General features: G+C 53.4%; 9 protein-coding genes. All 9 read left to right on the top strand.

Annotated elements, in window-relative coordinates; all coding sequences use genetic code 11:
• Positions 1-367: 367 nt before the first annotated feature.
• The 9 genes from J7438_RS20640 (at position 368) to J7438_RS20600 (ending at position 6,691) form a co-directional block, all read left to right on the top strand.
• Positions 368-943, top strand: coding sequence for a hypothetical protein (locus J7438_RS20640; protein WP_209278036.1), 576 nt, complete (start codon positions 368-370; stop codon positions 941-943).
• A gap of 147 nt (positions 944-1,090) precedes the next feature.
• Positions 1,091-1,288 (top strand): hypothetical protein, encoded by a 198-nt coding sequence (locus J7438_RS20635; RefSeq protein ID WP_209278035.1) that lies wholly within the window; start codon positions 1,091-1,093, stop codon positions 1,286-1,288.
• A 257-nt stretch (positions 1,289-1,545) separates the two neighbouring features.
• Entirely contained in the window at positions 1,546-1,869 is a 324-nt protein-coding gene (locus J7438_RS20630; protein ID WP_209278034.1) for a hypothetical protein, read from the top strand.
• Between the two features lie 69 nt (positions 1,870-1,938).
• Entirely contained in the window at positions 1,939-2,412 is a 474-nt protein-coding gene (locus J7438_RS20625; RefSeq protein WP_209278033.1) for a hypothetical protein, read from the top strand.
• Between the two features lie 28 nt (positions 2,413-2,440).
• On the top strand, positions 2,441-3,661 hold the full coding sequence (locus tag J7438_RS20620; protein ID WP_209278032.1) for a protein kinase domain-containing protein: 1,221 nt from the start codon (positions 2,441-2,443) through the stop codon (positions 3,659-3,661).
• Between the two features lie 23 nt (positions 3,662-3,684).
• Positions 3,685-4,431 (top strand): hypothetical protein, encoded by a 747-nt coding sequence (locus J7438_RS20615; RefSeq protein ID WP_209278031.1) that lies wholly within the window; start codon positions 3,685-3,687, stop codon positions 4,429-4,431.
• The gene (locus J7438_RS20610) at positions 4,409-5,281 is read left to right on the top strand and encodes a hypothetical protein (RefSeq protein ID WP_209278030.1); all 873 of its coding nucleotides are present in this window, start codon (positions 4,409-4,411) and stop codon (positions 5,279-5,281) included. Before J7438_RS20615 ends, J7438_RS20610 begins: the two co-directional genes overlap by 23 nt.
• Before the next feature lie 106 nt (positions 5,282-5,387).
• Complete coding sequence (locus J7438_RS20605) at positions 5,388-6,284, top strand: hypothetical protein (RefSeq protein ID WP_209278029.1); 897 nt, start codon at positions 5,388-5,390, stop codon at positions 6,282-6,284.
• Positions 6,281-6,691, top strand: a complete 411-nt coding sequence (locus J7438_RS20600) for a metal-dependent hydrolase (RefSeq protein ID WP_286196791.1) — start codon at positions 6,281-6,283, stop codon at positions 6,689-6,691. Before J7438_RS20605 ends, J7438_RS20600 begins: the two co-directional genes overlap by 4 nt.
• Positions 6,692-6,769: the final 78 nt, after the last annotated feature.

The raw sequence follows: 6,769 nt of genomic DNA, 5'->3' as shown, positions 1-6,769 counted from the left end.
AATCTTCTGAAGCTGGATACATCAGTAAAGGCAGGTATCAAGAACAAGCGACACAAATGTGGTTGGGATGAACATTATATGATGAATGTTCTTGGATTGATCAATATGTGATCATGTTTTTGCCGTGGGGTAGACATTAAGTGACTCCCCCCCGGTAGTTAGAGATGTAACCACTAAGACACAGTGCTCATGACGAACCCGGTTTCAAACAGTTTCTTGACCATCAGCCGGGAAACACCCGACCGCCAACGTCTACTCATCAGTGAGCTGTTGGCTTTCGAAGAGTTTTACATCACTATTGTGTCAGAGAGGAACTTTTATAATCAAGGAGCGATCTAAAGCAGTAATTCAATAATGCAATAATCCAATGGACAGATGTAACACTGGCTCAAATTTTTTTACTATTTCTTCCTGTTTACAGAATCCTCCAGAATCACCTTTAGTACCCTCTGGCACTCCCAGTTCAAAGCAAGGTGTGACTGGCTATTCTACCCAGACACGTCATTCATTACATTATGGATATTTAAGGCAGGATATGATGAATCAAGGAATGCCATCTTCTCTGCGTTCGCTTGATGATTTTTCAATTTCTCAATTACCATCCCCTGAAAGTGAGTCAGTGTTACCTCAACTGTCTCTGGAAGACCTTGACCAAATTTTATCTTGTGGTTTTTCCCGTGAACCTGTTGATGATGACTTTGTATTCACAGATTTAACCTTGACAAACGTTCAGCCAATAGCCCAGAAATTACCCCCGATAAATTCATTGATTTTTTCTCAGCCATCATCACGTCCAGTTGCTATGGTTGGTTCTTTAATTAAAGACACACATGAGCAAGTTACAACGGAAACTACTGAGTTTAACGTGCCTGAATCGTCCGGTGGTTCTGTTGAACCTCTGCCCCTCACGCTCTCAGTAGCTCACCAGCAGACCGATAAATAGAAGGCTTCCCTTGCGTTAGAGAAAAGAAGGGCTGTCCAGAAGGCTTGGCGTGAGTCCGAGAAAGGCAAGACTTACCTAAAGGCTTACCGTGAGTCCGGGAAAGCCCGGGCGGCCAAAGCCCAATACGCCGCATCCGATAAAGGCAAGGTGAACAAGGCCATAGGAAATGCCAAGTCAAACGCCTATAGATCAGCCATAAGAAAAGGCTTTAGTGAAAAAGAAGCGAGGAAAAAAGGAGAGTCAGCAGCTAATGCAAAAAAAGCAGAATTATTATTGATGGGTCGTTGCCCTTACACCCGGTCGCCTCCCGGTTCCCACGATACCTTAATGCCGGAAACCACTTAACGCTCAATCCGGGAAATGTCCTGAAAGAGGTTGCTGATGTTGTTTGTGGTCATAGTAAATGCTTATGAAATATCTTGCAGGAGAAAGCAGCTTGGGTTTTTATGCATAGAGTGTGCTCACCTCAATAAGGTTTCGTTTTCGGATGGTTATTTATCAGAAGTAACACTTGCAAATGACGGACATCCCGCAAAATAACGGCTTGTTGGTTGCTGAACATTAATTGACACCTGCTGCCCAACCCCACCGGCTGACACTCATTGCCCCTGTCTGAAACCCGCCTGAAATTCAACGGATTTAACGATTTTTTTTTCGGCTTTTCGAACAGGAGCTATTCTCAATCTGTGGGTGATTTTTTTACCCATAAGCCTTCGGCTTTTTCTGGGGATTTCTTTCGGAATAAACGGGGTTACACCGTAGATGGAAAACAGCCGGAAAAAGCGCCACTGACAGCGAACCAACAGGGGTGTAACGGCGCGTTACCTCAAGATCCGCACGGAAAAATCCTTGAAGCGGCTGCAGTGCCAGCTGATCGTTGGGGCTGCGGACTCCGGCAAGACCCGATGGCTGAGCCGATTCCATGAGCGTTGGCAGGATATCTGGGGCGCGAAACATAAGGCGGAGCCGCTTTCCAGCTGGACCGCGCGCCCCATGTGGAGCGCTGGTATGAGCAGCAGCGGGAGGCGGTTTTGGAAAAGCAGGGCGGCCATGCCCGGCGGGCGGACGACATTCAGCCAAAGCAGGCCTGGAGCCAGCTGAACCAGCAGCAGCGGGCGGACCAGCTGGCGGAGTATATCCATGAGACCGGGGCGCTGTTGTTTGTGGACGATGCCCACCGGCTCACCGGGCGGAAGCTGCAGGCGGCCCGGGCCTGCGTGATGTCGGCCAGGGTGTGGCTGATGAGCGCCAGCCAGGAGAACCGTTTGCCGCCAAACCTGAGAGCCATCGTGGAGCGCCGGGAACCTCAGCGAACCCATTTGCAGAGTGAGGCCAGTTACGATGCCACCACGTTTGTAATGTGGGTGATGATCGCCATGAGCGTCGGGATCGGTTGGTGGGAGGCCGGGCTGGTGCTGGGCGGGACGAAGATGCTGGGCAGTGGGCGGCGGGCATCGAGGGCAGAATAAATCACGGATTGATAACACTGGAGCACTTATGGATATCAAAGGAACCACATCATCCCCTGTTACAGAGCCCAACCGGCAAGAGACAGCGACCGGAGAAACGCCTCAGGGCAGTGACGGTTTGAGAAAGATAACCCGGGCGAAGCCGGAAGGTTTTTTCAGGAGAATCTGGAACTGGTTAACCGGCAAGACCACTCTTCAGGAGAGAGCCGTTGACACAGTCCCACAGGCATTGAGTTATCAAACATTTAGACCCGCAGGGGTTGGCACTACCAGCGGCCAGGTCAAGCTTGTTCATAAGGCGCCTGGCGTTGAGCCAGAAACCAAACCACAAGTGCAACACGACAATACCCCGCTGGACAATGTCGAAGCGATCCGGGCGCGGGTTAACAAAATGACTCAAACCGGGCCAGACAAGGTGCCTGGCATCCGGGAAGTAACCCATAAAACACCCCCTGACATTGTTAATTCATCAGAGCTCCTGGCCAAAAAATCCTACGTCGTATTCGCTGACAGCGCAGAAGCAGACCCGGAATACCGACTTTTGCAGAGGCTTGAGCACCCGAATATCGTCAGGCTAAGGGATGCTGAGGTGAACCACGAAACACTGAAGGGCGGCCCCGTTACCCGTATCACGCTATACACCGAATCAGGCGTTGCCAACCTGGGTGTCCTGACCAGCCGGCATCTAACGGCCAAAGATACGGCCAGCCTGGTTGGGCAAATGGCGAATGGACTGAGCTACCTGCATGGCCAGCAGATCGCCCATAACGACCTGAAGCCCCAGAATGTGATTGTGATGCCGGACATGACCGTAAAATTGATCGATCTCGGGAGTGCTGCTGATTTTGGCGACCCTGGCCACAGACCGCCGCTGAGCGCTCTGGGATCAACGCCAGGCTACCGTGCGCCAGAAATCGAAGCGCTGAATGGGTTACTGGACCGTGCCGCGCTCGGTGAGCTGCCGGAGAAGCCGGAGGCGCCTGACTTCCATACCCTGCAACGAGGGGACTGCTGGGCGGCGGGCTGCGTTTTGTACGAACTGATGACCGGTACCCGCTACCACGACACGGACTCCCCCCAACCGGAGAATTGGCACCAGCACCTTGAGAGCCGCCTGGCCGCCATCCCTGATGCCATGGAAGGCTGGGAGCCTGAAAATATTGCTGCGGCCAGGGAGGCGCTCAGAGGGCTTTTACACCCGGACCCGGAGCAACGAAGCCTGGAGGCGTTGAGCCAATTTACCGGTTAATTCACCAGAACAGGAGGCGCAGGATGCACCGGCGATTGGCAGGGATTCTTTTCGGCTTCGTGTGCTGGCCAGTACAGGCAGGCTTGCTGGATGCCTTCACCGGAGAGAAGCAGGCCCCGCCGGAGGTGAAACCGTTCGAGCTGCCTACCCTGTCCGGGGAGAAGGTGGATTACCAGGGCTATATGAACTCGCTGGAGCCTGCCCCCAGGCTGGACAGTGACGGGATCTTCCAGCAGGCCGTCAACTGCTACCCGGAACCCACCAAATTCAATGTGGAGCTGAACCTGGAGGCCGGGTTGCGCACACAAGGTGTAGTGACCGCCGACAACACCACCCTCGGGAAAGAGTACATTGGCATTGTGGCCAGCATGCCGCTGTTTTCCGCTACGGAGATGAACCGACAGCGGGAGTATCTTCGCCGTACAGCCACCTCAGAGCACATAGGGCGGTTTTTAACGGCCATCGCTACCCGTAATGAAATCACCCTCTACAGGGCCTTAGAAGCCTGCTCACAGGTGCGTGTGAAAAAGGGCATTGTTAGCACGGATGAACAGGTCGCGTTTATGGAAAAGCTGCTTGGCGTGCACAAAACACTGATCCAGGCGGAAGCCGACATTACCACGGCCCGGTTAGGCATTACCGGGCAGTGTTCGGACGATAAACGGCCGTTGCTCAATGCCTGGCTGAAACAGGTAGCGGCGTTGCTGGTACTGGACCCCGAACCTCACCCGGAAAAGGATATTCCCAGTGAACCCCATAACAGCAATTAAGCGCTACCTGGCGGACAACCCCGGCAATGAGCCAATGAACACCCTTGGCCTGACGGCGGACGGGCGGATTGTACGCCTGGCAGAGCAGGAGGAGGGCCAGCGGGCGGCACTGAGCAAGGAGTTTGAACGCCAGCTTAGGGCTTTGATGCCCCGGGAGATAGGCAGGAAGATCAGGCAGCGGATGATCAAAAAAACGCTAGGCACTGATGTACAAACCCTGGGAGGTTATCTGGAGAGGCTCTGGCAGGACCGGCAGATCCGAAACCGGCTGTTGGAGTTGGAGACGGAGTATGCCACTGAATTGGTTAAACTCGATAAGCTGACTTCAACTCACATCACCCCCAGCGGGAATGCGAACACTGAAGGCAAGAACCAACCGGGCGAGCCTCTCGCCGAATATATTTTTATCAACAAGTTCACCCAACGCCACTGGACATTCATAGACAACGCCAAGACCGGGGCTGTAAACCCCAAAGATTTCTATATGAGCAATGTGATAGCCCGGCAGTTCAAGCTGAGTTTTGACACGACCGAGTGGCTACTGGAACTGCCTGAGATCATTGAGCGGGATTCGATAACTAATAAGAAAACTATCGAGACTCTGAAACAACATCAAGACGATTACTCTTCAGATGATTTTCGAACGGCCTTCCTGGAAACGACGGACAACGGCAAGAGCACGGATAGAGTTGCACGGGACCTTGGACTGATTATTGGATCGATCACCGTTACTTATAAGGGACAGCCAGTGGTCAGGATTGCGGACCCGATTGACATCGAGCAGGCGAATAAAAAGTTTTGCGTGCAGCTCCATGTCAGCCCGAACCCGGCGGTGTACGGCGCACCATGAAGTGGGTGAACCATCTGATCGCCGGGACGGTCACGGTCCAATGCCTGGCTGAAACAGGTAGCGGCGTTGCCGGTACTGGCCCCTCACCCGGAAAAGGCTATTCCCAGTGAACCCCACAGCAGCAGCGACGGAAGCAACGACACAGGCCATTGAGCGCTACCTGGCGGACAACCCCGGCAATGAGCCACTGAACGCCCTTGGCATGACGGCGGACGGGCGGATTGTGCGCCTGGCAGAGCAGGATGAGGGCCAGCGGCCAGAAATGCGCCAGGTGTTTGAACATCAGCTTGGTGCTTTGATGCCTCAGGAGGTCAGCCTGACGGACAGGTACAGGATGATCAAGAACACGCTAGGCACTGAACAAACCCTGAGGGATTACCAGAAGAAGATCTGGTGGGACCGGCAGATCCGAAACCGGCTAGCCGTTTTGAAGAGCGATTATGCCGATAAATTCGCCATCATAAATAAACAGACCAGGACGGTATATAGCAACCTTGGCAAGATCATGACCAGGGGGAGCGGGGTGCTTGAGGATGGTGCCGGTTGGGAATGCGATTTTGAGAATAAATTAACCCGGACGCACTGGGAATTCTATCGCAATTATAAAACAGGCAAGGCTGCCAAACATGTTTTTTACATGAGCAACTTGATTGTTCACCAGTTTGAACAGACTGCCCGCTATGAGAGCTGGCTATTGGAACTACCGACCATCATAGAACGATGTGGGATCAATAATAGACAAACCATCGAGTGCCTGGTTGAGCATAAAGACAGGTTTGACTCCGACGCCTTCGTGCAAGCCTTCCTGGGAGCTACTGTGAATGGCAAGAGCACAGTCAGAGTGGCGCAAGACCTGGGACTAATGATTTGTGGCCTGGATGTTTTTTATGACACCAGGCCAGTTGAGAGGATTGATTGGGATATTGATCCCGATGAGGCCTCAGGAGATTTTAGTGTGCAAGTCCATGTCAGTCCGGACCCGAAGGTGTACGGCGCACCATGAAGTGGGTGAACCATGTACTGATCGCCGGGTCGGTCACTGCCGTTTATGACGTACGACTGGTGCCGCCGACCATTATCGGGGCTACGGCGCCGGACTGGATGGAGTGGGTGCTGAAGTTTGTAGGCAGGCCGGTAAAGCACCGGACGGTGACCCACTATCTGAGCGTGTGGTCGCTGGCGTGGCTGGCCGGGATTTTCCTTCTGCCGGACAATGGCTTAGGCACGGTTCTTACAGCGTTTTGTTGGGGGGGGGTGACGCATATTCTGACCGATGCCATGATGGTGTCTGGTGTGCCGCTGTCGCCTTATTCTGACCGGCGTTTTCACTTTTTGGTGGACGGTTCCGGACCGGGGAGCCCGTGGAGTACGGGATCAGTGCTTGCGTGGTGTTTGTCTGCATTGGCCTGATGAACCTGATGCCCAGTGGCAGCTGGGCACCGTTTTTCTACGACTGGGCCGGGTATTACGAGAGCGGCGTGATTGATG

Source organism: Thalassotalea sp. G20_0, assembly GCF_017744175.1.
Classification (GTDB): domain Bacteria; phylum Pseudomonadota; class Gammaproteobacteria; order Pseudomonadales; family Endozoicomonadaceae; genus Endozoicomonas.
Note: the sequence above shows the minus strand (reverse complement) of the source record. Positions and strands in the feature narration are given on the sequence as shown.